The following is an 18,459-nucleotide window of genomic DNA, read 5'->3' as shown; positions in this document are numbered from 1 at the left end:
GTAGATTAATCAACACCAGCCATGAGCCCAAAACTATACAACAGCTTGACTCGTCGGGTAGAACCCTTAGAAACCATAGAACCGGGAAAAGTGCGGATGTATTGCTGCGGCGTGACAGTCTACGATAACTGCCATCTGGGTCATGCGCGTTCTTATATTGCTTGGGATGTCGTGCGCCGATATTTGACGTGGCGGGGCTATGAGGTGCGCTACGTCCAGAATTTTACTGATATTGACGACAAAATCCTTAATCGCGCCCGAAAAGAGGGATCTTCAATGGAGGAAGTAGCGGAACGCTACACTCAGACTTATTTTGAGGATATGAAGCGTTTAAATGTCTTGGAGGCGGATGAGTATCCCCGCGCAACTCATACGATGGATGGCATTAAACGGCTGATTCACGAGTTAGAAAGTAAGGGTTATGCTTATGCGTCGGGAGGCGATGTTTACTATAAAGTCCGGCAATTTTCTGAGTATGGAAAGCTTTCGGGCCGCAAGTTTGATGAGATGCAAGCTGGCGCTAGCGGTAGGGTAGAATCGGAGGACGCAGAGGCTCAAAAAAAGAAAGATCCCTTTGATTTTGCGTTGTGGAAGGGGGCTAAATCTGGGGAACCGGCATGGGATTCGCCTTGGGGTTCGGGCCGCCCTGGGTGGCACATAGAGTGCTCAGCAATGGTACGTCAAAGTTTTGGCGATCGCATTGATATTCACGGCGGCGGCTCTGATTTAATTTTTCCTCACCATGAGAATGAAATTGCCCAATCGGAAGCGGTGACTGGCCAGCCGTTAGCAACTTATTGGTTGCATAATGGCATGGTAAAGGTGAATGGCGAGAAGATGTCGAAGTCTTTGGGGAATTTTATTACAATTCGGGAGTTGTTGGATAAACCCACTGACCCGATGGTGGTGCGGTTGTTTGTGTTGACGGCTCATTATCGCAAACCGATTGATTTTACGGATGATGCGATCGCATCTGCTCAAAATGGTTGGAATACTATTAATGAAGGGTTTCTTTTTGGGCATGAATACGGTTCCCAGTTTGGTTGGAAATTAGCCCTAGAAGATAAGGAGGCTGTGCAGCAATTTCAATCGGCTATGGATGATGATTTTAATACTCCTAATGCTTTAGCGGTTGTGTTTGAATTGGCGAAGGAATTACGGCGCGATCGCAATATTTTGATTCATGGGGGAAAAATAGAAACGCCAGGGGAAGTTATACAACAAAAGTGGCATACACTGGTTAGTTTGCTCCATGTTTTAGGACTTACTAATCTTGTTCCGGCGAGTGCGACTCTTTCTGCTGATCAATCAGGATTAACCGATAAGGATATTGAGATTTTAATTCAGCAGCGATTAGCAGCAAGGAAAGCTAAGAATTTTGCTGAGGGCGATCGCATTCGTAATGAACTTAAAGATCGAGGTATTACTTTAATCGATCAGAAGGATGGTACAACTATTTGGCATCGAAATTAATACTAAGGCGTGAAAAATATAGCATTTACGCAACTTTTAACTCATAAGTACGGTATGGACTTAGGCTTTCGCCCAAGGTGTTTCAACTTAACGTCAAACCCTCACTCCGACAGGGGTTAAAACCCCTGTCTCAAAGATCGAGTCCTCTGAAGAGGACTAAGAAAACTCATTAGTCCTCTTCAGAGCGTTCCACGGGCCCGGCGTGCCCGTTATGAATCACAGAAACAGTAAAGCTAGCCCAAAAGTTGCCAGTCGGATATATTATCCCTGTGTCCTGAGAGTCAAAGACCGACAAATCAATAGTGCGATTTTGAGCCTGATTCAGAGCGTGGTCGTGGGCATGATGATTATGACATTGGTGAAGGGCTATTACCCTATCCCGTTGAGGAGAATCTAAGATCACATCCGCCCACCAATCGGGACACTTCCTTTCGTTCGAGCGCCAAGAGGAGTCATCTAAATGATCCGATGCAAGATAAGCAAACCTGTTGCGGGTGAAATGTCTAATTTCACCCAGATTAACCCAAATGCCGCAGGTATAGATATTGGCTCACAAGAACACTGGGTTTGCGTTCCACCTGATCGAACGTCACAGAATGTACGTAAATTTGGCTGTTTTACCCCTGACTTAATCGAGATGGCCTCATGGTTAGTGGAATGTGGGATAGACACCATCGCGATGGAATCGACAGGAGTCTATTGGATACCAGCCTTTCAAATTTTTGAAGCCAGGGGTATCGAAGTCAAACTGGTGAATGCCCATCACGTCAAAACCGTACCGGGCAGAAAAAGTGATGTGTTGGATTGTCAATGGTTGCAACAGCTACATACTTATGGTTTATTGTCCGGTTCCTTTCGTCCTGATGACCAAAGTTGTGTTCTACGTAGTTACATTCGCCACCGCGATAACTTAATCAAAAGCAGTAGCAGCCACGTACTGCGGATGCAGAAAGCATTAATTCAAATGAATCTGCAACTACATAAAGTCATCAGTGACATCACAGGAGTCACTGGGATGGCAATTATCCGCGCCATTGTAGCTGGAGAAAGGAATCCTCAAGTCTTAGCTAATTTGAAAAATTCTCGGATTAAAAGTAGTACCGCAGATATTGCTAAAGCCTTGAGTGGAGACTATCGAGTTGAGCATATATTTGTGTTAAAACAAGAGTTACAACTCTACGACATCTATCAAGAGCAAATTGCTAGCTGCGATGTGGAGATTGAGCGATATTTAGCTAGCTTTGCTAGCGAAGAAAACCATCCTCCACCAGACCCTCCCAAACGGGGTAACAGAAAGCCCAGAGGTCACGAACCCAATTTTGACTTGCGCCATCAGTTGTATCGGATTAGTGGAGTAGATTTTACTCAAATCCCTGGTTTTGATGTCCTCACAGTACAAGCTCTGCTCTCGGAAGTCGGATTGGATGCTACTCGTTTTCCCACTGTTAAGCATTTTTGTTCTTGGTTAGGGTTGTGTCCGTCTGCGAGGATTACAGGCGGTAAAGTCAAAAGTTCTCATACCCGTTGTGTAGTTAATCGGGCTGCTAATGCCTTCCGTTTAGCTGCTCAATCTTTATCTCGCTCTCAATCAGCTTTGGGGGCTTTTTATCGTCGGTTACGAGCCAGATTGGGCGCTCCAGAGGCTAATACCGCTACTGCCCACAAGCTAGCCCGCATCTTCTATCACCTCTGGAGTACAAAAACCGCTTATGCCGATTCAGGTGCTGACTATTACGAACAGAAATATCGACAACGTATTGTCTCTAAGCTGGAGAAAACAGCTCAATCTCTTGGGTTTGAGCTGGTTGCTTGCGCCTCAAAACTAGATTGAGTTTCTGAGGAGGACTTCATTTATTAGACAGGGGTTTTAACCCCTGGCGGCTTCAGCTTAAGTAGGACTTACACATGGGGCTCCAGAAACCGGGTTTTTGAGAGAATCTTTGGGTAAAAACGAAGTATTTTCGTCAAAAAACCCGGTTTCTTTAGTTGGGTGCGTAATTCCTATTTATTCTTGCCTCTAAGATGTTCTAGGTTGAGACAGTAACCGTTTGGCTTTTGCAGGGAAATCTCAGCTTGCCTACCATTGAGTAGTTTCATAGCGATAGGATAAAATGATTGCCTCTAAGAGTAATAGTTTAAATCTCTAACAGACGATCGTACCTTCTTAAATATGGAAAAACCTTCTAACCTCTTACTAAAACTCACCCGTAACCTATTTACCGACACCACAGAACAAGAAAGATTTATCCAAGCAATAGTCAATCCTCAACCCTTTAATCCCTGCATACTTTGGCTAGAATCAAAACCAATAATCCACCCTTTTACTGTTGAAACTCCCACAACTTGGCAACCCGAATTTGTAGATAGACTTGCCATCAATACCAAACCAGGAAAACATCAACTTCATGAAAGCGGACATTACTACTGTCTTGACTTTTCTTCAATCTTCGCCGCCTCCCTATTATTAACTATATCTCAACCAATTAAACTAATCTTAGATATGTGCGCTGCACCGGGAGGTAAAAGTATCTTTGCTTGGAAAATATTACACCCAGAATTACTCATATCTAACGAAGTTATTGGCAAACGCATCGGAATGTTAATCTCTAACCTCAAGCGTTGCCAAATTAGCCAATCCGTTGTCACCAGTGCCGATTCAGAAAAATTAGCAGAAATCATACCTCAAACTGCTAACCTAGTAATAGTAGATGCCCCATGTACGGGTCAATCATTACTTGCTAAAGGAGAAAAAGCCCCCGGATGCTTCCATCCAGTAACCATAAATAGTAATGCCAATCGTCAAAAAAGAATTTTAGCGAACTCGGCTAAAATAGTAGCACCGCAAGGATATCTCGCCTATATGACTTGTACTTACTCACCCGCAGAAAATGAACAAGTCACAGAATGGTTTATCGCTAAGTTTCCCCAATTTCAGCCAGTTGAAGTTCCTGATTTGGCAGCTCATCAATCTCATTTAACAACTTTACATTGCTATCGGATGTGGCCGCAAGATAGACTAGGAGCAGGTGCTTTTACAGTTCTATTTCAAAATCAAGAGGAAGGACGGATAAATCAACTCTCAGCAGATTTCTTAGATGCTACCAGATTTAAGTTGTAGGGTAGGTGGTGCTTGGAAAATACATTTTTTAATGTAAGATATAATGTAAGATATAAATTATGGCAGCACCCACCTTACTACAAATTTTAAAAATATCCTGGCGATTGAAATCGCGGCTAGACAAACAAAGTCCGCCTACGCGGACTAATAAGATTTACAATGATTTTATCTCAATTTGTTGGCACAATTAAATCTCGAATCATTCGCCGCTGGCGAAGACAAGGGAAACTAATCTCTTCCATTATCTTGACGCTCGCTTTACTGATTTTAGGCGGTTGTCAAAATTATCCAAATTCCCAATCTAAAAACAGCGACCCTATTTATCTTACCCTGTGGCATGGCATCAACCCGCCGCCAAATCGCGACATATTTCAATCTCTCGTAAACAAATTTAATCAAACTCACCCCAAAATCAAAATCGAAGCCTTCTATGTTGGTCAACCAGACCAACAGATGCCAAAAATCTTAACCTCAGTAGTGGGAAATACACCACCAGATTTACTCTGGTACAATCCCACAATTGCAGGTCAGCTAGTAGAATTAGAAGCAATTAGACCTTTAGAAGAATGGTTAGATAAATCTCCCCTGAAAGTAGAAATCGATCCAGCTTTATTTGAGTCAATGGAACTCGACGGCCACACTTGGTCAATTCCATTGGGTACTAACAATACTGCTATTTTTTATCGTCCTAGCTTATTTAAACAAGCAGGTATCAAAAAATTGCCTGAAACTTGGGAAGAGTTTAGAATTGCAGCCAAAACTCTTACTCAAGATCGAAATAAAGATGGGCGTAAAGATCGATACGGCCTGATGCTATCGCTAGGCAAAGGAGAATGGGTAGTTTTTACTTGGTTGCCCTTCATGTTCAGTGCTGGCGGTGAATTTGTTAATCGGAAATTAGAACTGGGAACACAAGTAGATAATACCCAATTAGCAATTCCTAGTATAGATAATCCTGGTGCGATCGCGGCCTTGCAATTGTGGCAAAATATCCTCAAAGATGGATCGGCAACACTTTCCGCCCCAGAGAGAGGTTACGAACTCGATAGTTTCATCGCCGGCAAAGTTGCCATGCAAATTACTGGGCCTTGGACGTTATTACAATTGCAGCAAAGCGGCATAGATTACGGCGTTTTGCCGATACCAATCCTCAAACGCCCAGCGGCCGTCACGGGAGGAGAAAACCTATATTTAATGAAAACGTCACCTCAAAGAGAACAAGCAGCCTGGGAATTTTTAGAGTATGTTCTAAGTGAAGAATTCCAAACAGCTTGGGCTTTAGGGACTGGATATCTGCCAATTAATCTCAAATCAAGAGAAAGTCAGACCTACCAGGCATTTGTCGATCGCAACCCAGTTTTGCGAGTTTTCCTAGAACAGATGAAATCAGCGCGATCGCGACCCATTATTTCCGGTTACTCTCGACTGTCCGAAAATTTAGGTCGTGCCATAGAAGCAACCCTTTTAGGCCGCCGCCCGGAAGATGCCCTCAAGGACTCTCAAAAGCGTTTAGACTTAATTTTCAATAGGTAGACTGTTAACTGTTAACTGTTAACTGTGTAACTGTAATCAAAACTTTGGCGATGGGTTTCAAGGGGGCGCTTCTTCCTTCTTCCTTCTTCCTTCTTCCCTCTTCCTTCTTCCTTCGGTTCTTACCCGATCGGCCACAGATCGCCTACCATCAGCTATAGAAGCATTTTTTCCCTGCTGTCAGGGCGGCTCGCAGCTCTTGATGCCCCATCCACGACCTACCCCTCCTGCAAATCCCAATGGAGACAAAGTTCCTTAACTTTATTAAAGGACAAACTGGGCGATACCTCCTAACAGTAGCCGCGATCGCCGCTCTCTACTTTTTGGCTGCCAAATTTGCAATCTCCAGCCTGATGCTGAGTTCAGAAGTGTCACCCATGTGGCCGGCGGCGGGAGTTGCTCAGGCCGCACTGCTGCTATTTGGGCCTTCCTTGTGGCCGGGAGTAGCAATCGGCGGCTTTCTATTCACTCTTTCCGAGCAACCCGGATACTTGATAGCAGCATTAATATCAGCCACCGGTAGAACCTTGCAACCCCTGTTTGGGGTGGCCATGCTGCACCATATCGGTTTCTCAGTTAAGCTCGATCGCCTCAGAGACGTTTTGGGACTCGCGATCTTAGGTTCCTTCGGCTCCGCGATCGTCAACTCCAGTATCGGGACTTTAAACGAATGTCTATTAGGTTTATCTAATTGGAGCGATTTTGCCGGCACTTGGGGGACATGGTGGTTAGGAGACGCAATGGGAATTTTACTCGTGGCCCCCGTCCTCTTAACTTGGCAGAAATGGCCCGAACTCCCGCAAAAACCCAGACACACTGTTGAAGCTGTTATCTGGTTTTTAGTGCTAGTAGCAATTTGCTGGCTCGTCTTCTGTTCCCGAACCAGAGCCGCCTACGCTCGCTATCCCCTAGAATACCTACCCTTTCCCCTAGTAGTTTGGGCAGCCTTCCGCTTTGGTCAATGCAGTACCGCGATCGCCAACCTGATCCTCTCCTCCTTTGCCATTTGGGGCATCGCCCGGGGTTCTGGCCCCTTTCTCAAACACGCTAACAGCACACCCCAGGCAATTTTATCCCTACAAGCCTTCATCACCGTCATCGCCCTCACCGCCCTCGTTTTAGCCGCCACCGTTGCCGAACGCCAACAAGCAGAAGCCTCCCTGCGAGCCAATGAAGCCAGCCTCGCCAACGCCCAACGCATCGCCCAATTAGGTAACTGGGATTTAGACATCACAGCAGGCCAATTGCGGTGGTCAGACGAAATTTACCGGATTATTGGACAACAGCCTGGAGCTTTTAAACCCAGCCAAGAGAAATTTTTACAGTACGTTCACCCCGACGATCGAGAATTAGTCAGGCAATCGATCGACCTCGCCATCTACGAGAAAAAGGCTTATAGAATAGACTACCGACTAATTCTGCCCGACGGGAGCGATCGCACAGTCTGCGAACAAGCCGCCGTTACCAGCGCCCGAATTGCCAGCACCATCCAAGATATCACCGACCAAAAACTAGCAGAAGCCGCCTTGCGATCGAGCGAAGAAAGATTTTCTAAAGCCTTTTACTCCAGTCCCGTCGGCATCAGCATCAGCACTCTCAAAGACGGATGTTTTGTAGATGCTAACGACAGTTTCCTGCGACAACTAGGCTGGCATCGCGAAGAATTCATCGGTCGTACATGGACGGAGTTACGAATGTGGGTCAATGCCGAAGACCGCGACAGCATCGCCCAACAATTGCAACAACAAAACTCCGCTAGAAACTGGGAAGTTAACGTTTACACAAAATCGGGCGAAATTCGGGACTGGCTACTCTCAGTAGAACCCATCTACATCGGCAGACAACAGTGCGTCTTAATTATGGCAAGCGACATCACCGAACGCAAACGCGCCGATGAATTTCGCAAAGGCAAAGAAGCCGCTGAAGCCGCCAACCGTGCTAAAAGCGAGTTTCTCGCCAATATGAGCCACGAATTGCGAACTCCTCTAAATGCCATCATTGGTTACAGCGAATTGATGCGAGAAGATGCCGAAGAACAAGGTTTAGAAGAATTCGCCGACGACCTTTTAAGAGTTAACAATGCAGGCAAACATTTATTAGCAATTATTAAAGATATTCTCGACTTCTCAAAAATAGAAGCAGGCAAAATGAGCCTAGAGTGGGAAACCTTCAGCATCCCTATGCTCATTCAGGAAGTGGTAGCAACTGTCAAACCCCTCGCTGACAAAAATTCCAATATCTTTAATATCAATTGTGCTGAAGATATCGGCGACCTCCACTCAGACTTGACCAAAGTTCGCCAATCCTTGCTTAACCTCCTCAGCAACGCTTCTAAGTTTACTAAATCTGGGGAGATCTCTCTGAGAGTCACCCGCGAAGCAGGGGAGATGCGGAGAGGAGGAGATGGGGAAGATGGGGTACGCAGGAGAATTTCTTCTTCTAACTCCACACTTAAGCATGGCGAAGCTTTGGGAGGAACGAAGCAATCTTTGCAAACCCCGCAGTTGTGGGAGGAAGGAAGCAATCTCTCCAAACCCCGCAGCTTGGGAAAGGAGGAAGGCTTGCGAGTAACGAAGCAAACTGAAGGTATCTCTCCCAAATTGACAGAATGGATCGTCTTTACTGTCAGCGATACTGGAATTGGCATGAGCCCAGAACAGTTAGAAAGAGTGTTCGATCCTTTCACGCAAGCAGATTCTTCAACTACTAAAAAATATGGCGGTACTGGCTTAGGGCTAACGATTACCAAAAAATTATGCCAGATGATGGGGGGAGATATTAGTGTTAACAGTGAGTTAGATAAAGGTTCCACTTTTACTATGTGGCTACCGGCTACTCTAGACCAAATATCAACATCTATGGGTGATTCAGAGGCATCTCTATGAGTTTATTATTCGTTCGCCTCTGCAATCATATCTTTACTAAATTTACCAGACCGCAGCAAATAATGTTTACTGCCGGATTTGTATTGATTTTAACTTGTATATTTTTGAAACTCCTGGCAGTTAATTTTAAAGAAGATCAGACATTTACGCGCAACTTGCTTTACCTTAGAGAGTGGGATAAAACTCTCAACCAGGACGTACTTAAATTTAGCTATGGGCTTTTAAATTACTACGACCCGATCGCGATTCGCATCACCTATCAAGGTCAACTCGCCACCCAAAGCACGATCCGAGACATCACCGAGCGCAAGCGCATACAACAAGAGTTAGAGTTAGCTAAAGTGCGGCAAGTGCTACTAAACTTGCTTAGTAATGCTGCCAAATTTAGTAAGGAAGGTACGATTACGCTCTCAGGGAGTAGAAAGCAGGGAGATGGGGAGATAGGAAGACGGCGAAATCGGGGAGATGGGGGAAATTTGCTTCCTCTTCCCACTCAAAACCGCCTTGACGTAGCCTACCCGGAAAGTTTAACTTTGTCAGGAACAAAGGAAACTGAAGGAATTTCTCCAAGCTCTTTCCAGTCTCAACCGGGAAGCATTACGAGTGCAACGCTGCCATCTCACAACTACCAAGACTTGGGAGTCCAACACCACTATCTCAAAATTTCCGCATCTTACATCTCTAACTTGATAATTTTTCAAGTCCGCGATCTGGAATTGGTATGGCTAATAACCAATTCCAGCATATATTTCAAGCATTCCCCAAGCTGACGCTTCTACTACCCGCAAGTATGGAATTACTGTTCTGGGACTAGCTATCAGCCAACAGTTCTGTAAAATGATGGGGGATGAAATTATAGTTGAAAGTGAGGTAGGTGTTGGCTCTACTTTCACCCTGTTCTTTCCCGACAATGTGGACTATCCTCTAAAAACTAGAAATGAGTTGACAACTAATAAATTAATAAATATAGCGTAACTATAAATTATGCACCCTCACCTCAAGCGCCAACTTCAAGAGCTCGGCCTGAGCCTAGAGTCCCCGCCTCTGGGTGCACAGCAGTGGCAGCAATTTCTAGAGCAGGTGAACGATCGCTATAGCCGTCAAGAACAGGAGTTAATTGATGCCAAACCGCTCGATGCAGAGGCGGAGGCTCTGGACTATGAAGCCTCTGGCTTGTGGGAAGTGGATGGACTGTCGGCGGTACTGGATAGTTTAGGCGTGGGACTTTGTACTTTAGATACTAGGGGCTATGTGCTCTATATTAACCCTGAAGGGGAACGCTTACTGGGGTGGGGGTTTTCAGAATTGGCGGGTGCGCCTCTGTTGGCTCGAATTGGTGTCACGCTGGGGAAAGCGGGGACGAGGGTACAAGGGGAAGGGGGAAACAAACACGAAGGAGCCTCTGAGAGTGAGATTAAGGCGCGGAAAAGTCAATTATCTCTTAGGGAAGCGATCGCTATCGGTCAGGCTTGCAGCAACTCAGATGGTAAGTTCCTCTGTCAGGATGGGACGATTTTATCAGTTTGTTATTTTTTTAATCCGATTGTAGGCGGAGACGGTAGTGGTGTTTTAGTGTTTTTTGATATTGCAGAGCGCCAGCGTTTGATGGGAGAGTTAGAGCGATCGCTCTCGATGTTACAAGCAGTATTTGAATCCACAGATGCGGGTATTCTCGCACTAGATCGCCAGGGAAAAGTTAGTAATTTTAATCAAAAGTTTGTGGAAATGTGGGGTTTAGTTGATAATGCCATGCTTTTAGCCCAACCTGGCAATGGCCCGCCCACAGCTCTCCCGTTCGTGATCCGCCAGTTGAAATATCCCCAAGCTTTTCTCAAAACTGCAATCAAATTGTCGGCTGAGCCGGATGCACAGATTAACAATTTGTTAGAATTTAAAGATGGGAGAATTTTAGAGGTAAGTTCTCACCCTTCCCAAGTCGGGAAAAAAATTGTCGGTCGGGTATGGATATTTCGGGATGTAACTGAGCGCAAACAAGTAGAAAAAGACCTGGAATATCGGATTCAATTTGAGCAGCTAATTACTAATTTGTCAACCCACTTTATTAGTTTATCTCCAGAGGAGATAGATTTGGGCATTCACCAAGCGCTGGAAGAGATTGGCAGATTAAGTGCTGTCGATCGCAGTTATATATATCTATTTGTTGATGATGGCAGTCAACTGGAAAATGTGTGTGAATGGTGCGCGGCGGGGATTGAGAACCAAGAGGGCAGACTCAAAACAGTGAGGCGATCGCAAATTCCCTGGATCGTAGAACAACTCGATCGATTTGAAAATGTTTACATTCCCGAACTAGAGAACCAACCGACTAATATTTTAGCGGAAGTTGCTTGTCTGCGCGATCGCGATCGGGAAGAGACTTTTTCTGCTCCTCCCTGGGACAGTGCTACAGAAAAAATGCAATCGGTAATTATTATTCCCTTAGTCTGTAGTAAAGAACTGGTAGGGTTCCTGGGATTCGAGGCCCAACCATCCCCAAAAACGCGATCGCCAGAAATATTAACCCTATTTAAAATGGTAGGAGAAATGCTGGCAAATGCCTTAGAGCGCAAGCGGGCAGAAGAAGCTCTAAGGCAAGCAGAAATTAAATACCGCAGCATCTTTGAAAACGCAGTAGAAGGCATATTTCAAAGTACCGCCGATGGGCGATACATCAGCGCCAATCCTGCCCTAGCCCACATTTACGGCTACAGCAACCCCGAAGAAATGCTGGCACAACTGACAGATATTGGCAGCCAACTTTATGTAGACCCAAACCGTCGCCAGGAATTTCTAGCAGCGATGGAGACGCAGAATGAAATCTTGAGATTTGAGTCAGAAGTATACCGCCGAGACGGTAGTATTATTTGGATTTCCGAGAACGCGCGTGCAGTTCGGGCATCGGGGGGTGCGATCTCCTGTTACGAAGGCACTGTTGAAGATATTAGCGATCGCAAAAAAGCAGAAGTATCCTGCCAATTAGCCTTAGAAGCCGCAGAATCCGCCAACCGTGCCAAAAGTACGTTTCTCGCCAATATGAGTCACGAACTGCGAACGCCTTTGAACGCGATCATCGGTTACAGTGAAATGCTTGCTGAAGAAGCCGAAGATTTAGCAGTCAAAGATTTCATCCCCGATCTTGATAAAATCCGTACCGCAGGTAAACATTTACTCTCTTTGATCAACGATATCCTAGACATCTCTAAAATTGAAGCAGGGCGAATGGATGTCTACCTAGAAAACTTTGACATCCCTGCCTTAATTGATGGGGTGGTCGCCACCGCCCAACCCCTAGTCGAGAAAAACGGCAATACTCTGAAAGTATTATGCCCTAACAGCACCGGCACTATGTATGCGGACGTGACTAAAATGCGGCAGATACTTTTAAATCTGCTCAGCAACGCCGCCAAGTTCACTCAGGAGGGTACGATTACGCTTACTGTTGAAAGAGTTAAACATGAAAAATTGACCAGCCCAGAGGTCAATTTTATACCCGAACAAAGTCAGGGGACATTGCTAGGACTTCTACAAAACCCAGATATACTTTCGCAATTTTTAATTTACGATTGTGATTCTTTAATTTTTCGGGTTGCTGACACAGGAATTGGCATGAATCCACAACAGTTGAAGCAGTTGTTTCAACCCTTTACTCAAGGAGATGCTTCTACCACCCGCAAATACGGTGGTACTGGTTTGGGCTTAGCTATTAGCCAACGATTTTGCCAAATGATGGGTGGCGACATCGCCGTAGAAAGTGCATTGGGAGAGGGTACAGTCTTTACTGTGGTATTACCCAGCGAATTTAGCGATCGCCTTGCCGAAAACCCAGAACCAGAAACCAGCGACCGGCCCCCAACTCCGATTACTTCTGGCACAGTGCTAGTAGTTGACGACGACCAAATCGCTCGCGATCTGATCGAGCGATCGCTCACTCGTGAAGGACTGCGGATCGAAGCCGCCGCCACCGGTACCGAAGCATTACGCCGAGCCAAAGAACTGCGCCCAGACGCAATTACTCTGGATGTGATGATGCCAGGAATGGACGGCTGGGCGGTGCTAGCAGCCCTCAAAGCTGACCCCGATCTTGCCGATATTCCCGTCATCCTGCTATCGTTTGTTGGCAACAAAAGCCTGGGATTTGCCTTGGGTGCATCGGATTACCTCACCAAGCCAGTAGATGGCAAGCGCCTCGCTCATCTTTTGAGCAAATACCGACGCGACCTAAACTTTACCAGCGGCAGTTTAACTGGTCAAATTCTGATTGTGGAAGACGATCTTGCCACCCGCGAAATGCTGCGGCGCATACTGGAAAAAGAAGGCTGGCTAGTGGCGGAAGCCGACAGCGGCCGCGCTGCCCTTAAGCAGCTAGCTCTTGCGCCGCCGAACCTGATCCTGCTCGATTTAATGCTGCCGGAAATGGATGGTTTTCAGTTTATTTCTGAAATTCAGAACTCGGCAAGTGACGACCCGATACCAATCATCGTCATCACCGCTAAAGACCTCACGCCTGGAGAACGCCTGCACCTTAATGGTTACGTGGAGCAGATCCTACAGAAAGGAGTTTACAGTCGAGATGCTCTCCTGCGGGATGTTCGCGCTCTAATAAATGCCAGCCTTGGCCGCAGGCAGGGCACGCCCAGGAAGGAGGAAACTAATGGCTAAGATTCTGCTGGTTGAAGATAATGAAATGAATAGGGATATGCTCTCTAGGCGCTTGGCTCGCAAAGGACATGAGGTGTTAATTGCGGTTGATGGTGCTGAGGGAGTGGAGATGGCTCGCTCGAAGGTGCCGGACTTGATTCTGATGGATATGAGTCTGCCGGTGTTGGATGGATGGCAAGCAACGCAGCAAATTAAGGCAACGCCGGAAACTAATACTATTCCTGTGATTGCCCTGACAGCTCATGCGATGGCGGGGGACAGGGAGAAGTGTTTGGCTGCTGGCTGCGATGACTATGATACTAAGCCGGTGGAGTTTCCCCGTCTGTTGGGGAAGATTGAGATGTTACTGAGTAGCCGCGCAGTAAATTAGTTTTTGTAGGGGCGAAGCATTCGCGCTGATATCCTATCTATATATAACAACCGCCAAGGCCTTTAAGAGACTCGCTCATTGCTGAAGCCCGCTGATTCTTATTCCCTTCTTTTCTTCTTCCCTAGCCCCTAGCCCCTAGCCCCTAACCCCTAACTATATATGACAGACAGTTGGAACGAAGGTAAATTGCGATCGCCACGCCGGATATTAATTACAGGTGGGGCAGGGTTTATTGGCTCGAATTTTGTCCATCATTGGTGCAGCAGTTATCCTGATGACAGAGTAGTAGTCTTAGATGCTTTAACTTATGCGGGCAATCGCCAAACTTTAGCAAGTTTGGAGGGTGGCGAGAATTTTCGGTTGGTTGTCGGCGATATTGGCGATCGCGCTTTGGTAGATACGTTACTGCAAACAGAAAACATCGATACTGTTGCCCACTTTGCGGCTGAATCTCATGTCGATCGCTCCATTTTAGGGCCAGCAGCCTTTGTTCACACCAATGTAGTCGGCACATTTACCCTTTTAGAAGCTTTCCGTCACCATTGGCAAAGTCTCTCCATCGCACCTCACAAGCCGCAGGGAGTCTTTCTTCACGTTTCTACTGATGAAGTTTACGGCAGTCTCAACCCAGAAGATCCACCCTTTACAGAAACGACACCATATTCTCCCAATAGTCCCTACTCAGCCTCGAAAGCTGGTAGCGATCACCTCGCTAGAGCCTATTTTCACACCTACGGTGTACCCACAATCATCACGAATTGCTCAAATAATTACGGCCCTTACCATTTCCCAGAAAAGCTAATTCCCCTGATGTGCATTAATATGCTTTTAGGTAAGCCCCTACCTGTTTATGGAGATGGGCAGAATGTGCGAGATTGGCTTTATGTTATCGATCACTGCCGCGCTTTGGATTGTGCGATTCATCGGGGAAAACCTGGGGAAACTTATAATATTGGTGGCAATAATGAAGTAAAAAATCTTGATTTAGTAAGGATGCTATGCCAATTAATGGATGAATTGGCGAGTGATTTACCAGCGCGTCCCTGCGAACAGTTGATTACTTTTGTCAAAGATAGACCCGGACACGATCGCCGCTATGCTATTGATGCCACCAAAATTAAAGAAGAATTAGGCTGGAGTCCTTCAGTAACAGTTAAAGAAGGGTTAAGGCTAACTGTAGAGTGGTATTTGGCTCATCGCGATTGGTGGGAACCGCTATTATCTGAGGAATATCAAGCTTATTATCGCCAGGTTTACGCTTAGAGAAGAAGAAATAATCATCTGCTTCTCTATTATCATCCTTTCTCTAATTTGTCAAGTTTATTAAGATTTAATGAAGCTTAATCCAAAGGGTAGAATTATCGAGTGATTCTGGCTGATAATTTGAATGTAGTCCCTCAGTTAAAGAGTTACCGAACTCAAGGACAAGCTGTTGTTTTTAAGGGTGCGATCGCTCGTCTACGAGATTTCCACAACAGGGGAATACTATTAATTATTGCTATCAGACAAAGATAGCAGTTTTTAGTGGCGCGATCGTAGGCTAATGGCTAATGGCTAATGGCTAATGGCTGATTGCTAATGGCTAATGGCTGATTGCTAATGGCTAATGGCTAATGGCTAATGGCTAATGGCTAATTGCCAATGCCTGATTAAAAGCAGTACCTACTACATTTAAAACTGCCATATATCGTAACCGCCAAGATAGTGAGGCCAGATATTCAGTAACGCGGCTTTCTAGGGGATATCCTTAACCGCTTAGAAGGCGGCGTTACTGAGGTCAAATTTTGTAACAAAAATCAGAACTCGGCGTAAAAAAGGAGACTTAAACCTGACAGGTAAATAACAGCTCAAAATCTCAGGTATTCAGGATTGGGCAAACAAAACCCTACCTGTTACCAGTAAAGCGTGAAAGGAGCTAATAACAACCATTTTGGAGGCTATAACTACAATCGGGAGGCATAAATGACTGAAACCAACTGGCTGAAGTATCTACAAGAACCTAAATATTTGCTATTAGGAATAGCAGCCGGTTTAATCGCCCTGCAACTTACTCTAACTTCGAGATCCGGCGATGTTGACTTATCAGGGACAATGTTTTTGTTTTGGGGGGCAGCGGCATTTTTAATTTGGGAAAGGCACAAAAGCATTAATTTTGAAAGCGGGATTTTCTCTAGTTTTGTTGGCATTGCCCTCATCGCTTTAATCCTAATTAAAAGTGCCTCCGTCTCTCAATACGAATTTTTCATCAGAGTTTCCCCTTTCCTGTCGGGTTTAAGTCTAGCTCTTATCGCTTCTGGGGTAAAAGGATTAAAACAATATTGGCAGGAACTTCTGATTCTTGGCTATACAATCATCCCTCCCGGATTAATAGGAGCCTTAGTTGACGTAGCTTTGCTCACGGCTAAATTTTCAGCATTTCTCCTTCATTACTTTGGCTTTAACGTAATTCGCGACGGCGTTCTTTTGAAGCTACCTACTGGTTCTGTAGAGGTGTATCACGGTTGTTCAGGCATTAATGCTATCCTTCAGTTACTAGGGCTAACTTTAATTTTCTTATTGATGTTTCCGACTAAGCGATCTCAGAAAATTATCGTCCCCATCGTAGCTGTAATCATTGCCTTTATCGTCAATTCAGCGCGGGTAGCTTTGATGGCAATACTCGTGGCTTTTTCTCAGCAAGCAGCCTTCAAATACTGGCACGAAGGCAACGGCTCATGGGTTTTTTCAATGATTTCTGTAGCAATTTTTGGTTTATTCTGCTGGTTTTTTGTCCTGCGAGAAGAACCCCAAAATAAGGAAGAACAGAAATGTTAATAGCCATTACTCGCTGGAAAAATTTGAGGAGTTCCCTTCTAACTGTCACCTTGGGAGCCGTTTTCTTAGTGGCAGGAAAATCAATTTTTTATCCTCCCACTAGCAACCTTAGCTCGACTTCCTTTGAGTTCCCGCAGTCAGTACCTTTACCTGAATGGCAGGCGATTGACAGTACCCCGTTAGTAATCAGTGAGGATTCAGATAGCAAGTCAGGTAGGATATATCGCTATCAACAAAACAGTCTCCCCTTGGAGATCAAAATGGGCTATGTGGTTGACACAATTGGCAATGTTGAAAACCTGATTAGAGCCCATAATGTTTTTGAGTCATCTCCTGGTAAACTAACAATAGTAAGCAATCAAGAGGTCGGATTTCACGGGCTTTTGCAGCACCAAAATCGAGCATATCTGAGTGCCTGTATCAACCCTCGTGGTGGTTCTACTGTCACGAGCGAGCAGTTTAAATACAACCGCAATACTTATGATTTGCAGTTGAGTCGGATCGTTTCTATGCTGTTAGGTCAGGTCAGTCGTCTTCAAGACAGGCGTTGTTTGTGGACTCAAATATCCATTCCTTTAGATAAAACAACGCCGACAGATGCTAACAAAATCCTAGAAACTACTTGGGTTTCCTGGTATCAGTGGTGGCAGCCTCGCTTTCCACCACCTTAAATTAAGGCAAAAACTATTTCTATTACAAAAGGTGCCAATTTTATGACTGGAGTTCAAGGGGAACAAACTTTTTCTATATATAGACTTCGTTGGGTCGGCTACGGTCTATTGATACTGTCGTTATTAGATATAATTGCGACTTTTACACCCCCAAATTTTCTCAACCCGGTTTGGGAATTGCAGACGATAGGCTCTTTGGTTGAACGAGTTCCTGTTCCTTTGTTGGGACTAGCGCTGATATTTTTTGGTGAGGAGTATGACCGCTATGACTTAGAAGATTTGGTATTGAAGTTTTTGTCTTGGCTGTGCATTCTCATGTCGCTGTTTTTTCTGTTGATGATTCCCTTGGGAATTGTTAATACTGTGAAAATTAACAACCAAAATAGTCAGCAAATTACGCAGCAAGCTAATCAGCAATTGTCGCAATTGAAACAAGTTGAAGAGCGGCTAAATAAGGGTACACCTGAAGATTTAAAAAATCTGGCAACCGAATTGACGCGCTTGGGCGTACAGACAAATAGCGAAAATCCTGATGAGCTCAAAAAGCAAATTCTTTCCAGAATTAATCCGGCGAGGGAACAGCTAGAGAACCAAAGTAAAACAGTGCAGTCAAGCCAGCGTTTGGTACTACTGAAAAATTCTGTTAAATGGGTTCTGGGAGCCCTGATTTCTAGCGTTTTGTTTTTTACCCTTTGGAAGGGTACATCCTGGGCTCGATAGGCTGTTGTTAGCGATAGAAGTTGCTTGAACAGGACTTACGCACCCAACTAAAGAAACCGGGTTTTTTGACGAAAATACTTCGTTTTGGCGCACAAATTCTCTCAAAAACTCGGTTTCTGCGACGACCTGTGAAGTCCTATTGAAGCAAGCTAGGGAACCCCTGGCTGCAATTCTGAGTCACTAGGTTGTAGGTCAAACCGATGATTCAGAATTCACGGG

The 18,459-nt window shown here is 45.2% G+C and carries 12 protein-coding genes and 1 pseudogene; all 13 read left to right on the top strand.

What is annotated here, in order from left to right:
• Nucleotides 1-21: 21 nt before the first annotated feature.
• The 13 genes and pseudogenes from cysS to hpsJ-A all read left to right on the top strand — a co-directional run bounded on the left by cysS (nucleotide 22) and on the right by hpsJ-A (nucleotide 18,240).
• On the top strand, nucleotides 22-1,473 hold the full coding sequence (cysS, locus tag OSCIL6407_RS0119685) for a cysteine--tRNA ligase (RefSeq protein WP_007353697.1): 1,452 nt from the start codon (nucleotides 22-24) through the stop codon (nucleotides 1,471-1,473).
• Nucleotides 1,474-1,972: 499 nt separating this feature from the next.
• Nucleotides 1,973-3,304, top strand: a complete 1,332-nt coding sequence (locus OSCIL6407_RS0119680; protein ID WP_173401184.1) for an IS110 family RNA-guided transposase — start codon at nucleotides 1,973-1,975, stop codon at nucleotides 3,302-3,304.
• Between the two features lie 339 nt (nucleotides 3,305-3,643).
• On the top strand, nucleotides 3,644-4,591 hold the full coding sequence (locus tag OSCIL6407_RS0119675; protein ID WP_007357059.1) for an RsmB/NOP family class I SAM-dependent RNA methyltransferase: 948 nt from the start codon (nucleotides 3,644-3,646) through the stop codon (nucleotides 4,589-4,591).
• Between the two features lie 159 nt (nucleotides 4,592-4,750).
• Nucleotides 4,751-6,124 carry an ABC transporter substrate-binding protein gene (locus OSCIL6407_RS0119670; RefSeq protein ID WP_007357060.1) on the top strand — a complete coding sequence of 458 codons (1,374 nt, stop codon included), beginning with the start codon at nucleotides 4,751-4,753 and terminating at the stop codon, nucleotides 6,122-6,124.
• A 236-nt stretch (nucleotides 6,125-6,360) separates the two neighbouring features.
• The gene (locus OSCIL6407_RS0119665) at nucleotides 6,361-9,006 is read left to right on the top strand and encodes a sensor histidine kinase (RefSeq protein ID WP_007357061.1); all 2,646 of its coding nucleotides are present in this window, start codon (nucleotides 6,361-6,363) and stop codon (nucleotides 9,004-9,006) included.
• A gap of 329 nt (nucleotides 9,007-9,335) precedes the next feature.
• Nucleotides 9,336-9,428 (top strand): annotated as a pseudogene (locus OSCIL6407_RS38350) (ATP-binding protein); the annotation flags it as partial.
• 313 nt (nucleotides 9,429-9,741) lie between these two features.
• On the top strand, nucleotides 9,742-9,981 hold the full coding sequence (locus OSCIL6407_RS32805) for an ATP-binding protein (RefSeq protein ID WP_202951036.1): 240 nt from the start codon (nucleotides 9,742-9,744) through the stop codon (nucleotides 9,979-9,981).
• A gap of 9 nt (nucleotides 9,982-9,990) precedes the next feature.
• The gene (locus tag OSCIL6407_RS0119650; protein ID WP_007357064.1) at nucleotides 9,991-13,665 is read left to right on the top strand and encodes a response regulator; all 3,675 of its coding nucleotides are present in this window, start codon (nucleotides 9,991-9,993) and stop codon (nucleotides 13,663-13,665) included.
• Nucleotides 13,658-14,035 (top strand): response regulator, encoded by a 378-nt coding sequence (locus OSCIL6407_RS0119645; protein WP_019487575.1) that lies wholly within the window; start codon nucleotides 13,658-13,660, stop codon nucleotides 14,033-14,035. Before OSCIL6407_RS0119650 ends, OSCIL6407_RS0119645 begins: the two co-directional genes overlap by 8 nt.
• 159 nt (nucleotides 14,036-14,194) lie before the next feature.
• Nucleotides 14,195-15,298: a dTDP-glucose 4,6-dehydratase gene (gene rfbB / locus OSCIL6407_RS0119640; RefSeq protein WP_007357066.1), complete on the top strand. Its 1,104-nt coding sequence runs from the start codon at nucleotides 14,195-14,197 to the stop codon at nucleotides 15,296-15,298.
• A 699-nt stretch (nucleotides 15,299-15,997) separates the two neighbouring features.
• Complete coding sequence (gene crtA / locus OSCIL6407_RS0119635; RefSeq protein ID WP_007357068.1) at nucleotides 15,998-16,849, top strand: cyanoexosortase A; 852 nt, start codon at nucleotides 15,998-16,000, stop codon at nucleotides 16,847-16,849.
• Nucleotides 16,843-17,520 (top strand): cyanoexosortase A system-associated protein, encoded by a 678-nt coding sequence (locus OSCIL6407_RS0119630; RefSeq protein WP_019487574.1) that lies wholly within the window; start codon nucleotides 16,843-16,845, stop codon nucleotides 17,518-17,520. The genes crtA and OSCIL6407_RS0119630 overlap by 7 nt, the downstream gene beginning before the upstream one ends.
• Nucleotides 17,521-17,562: 42 nt before the next feature.
• The gene (gene hpsJ-A, locus OSCIL6407_RS0119625; protein WP_007357070.1) at nucleotides 17,563-18,240 is read left to right on the top strand and encodes an HpsJ-like protein, cyanoexosortase A-associated; all 678 of its coding nucleotides are present in this window, start codon (nucleotides 17,563-17,565) and stop codon (nucleotides 18,238-18,240) included.
• Nucleotides 18,241-18,459: the final 219 nt, after the last annotated feature.

The sequence above is a fragment of the Kamptonema formosum PCC 6407 genome, assembly GCF_000332155.1.
GTDB lineage: Bacteria > Cyanobacteriota > Cyanobacteriia > Cyanobacteriales > Microcoleaceae > Kamptonema > Kamptonema formosum.
This window is presented reverse-complemented; position numbering and strand designations above follow the sequence as displayed.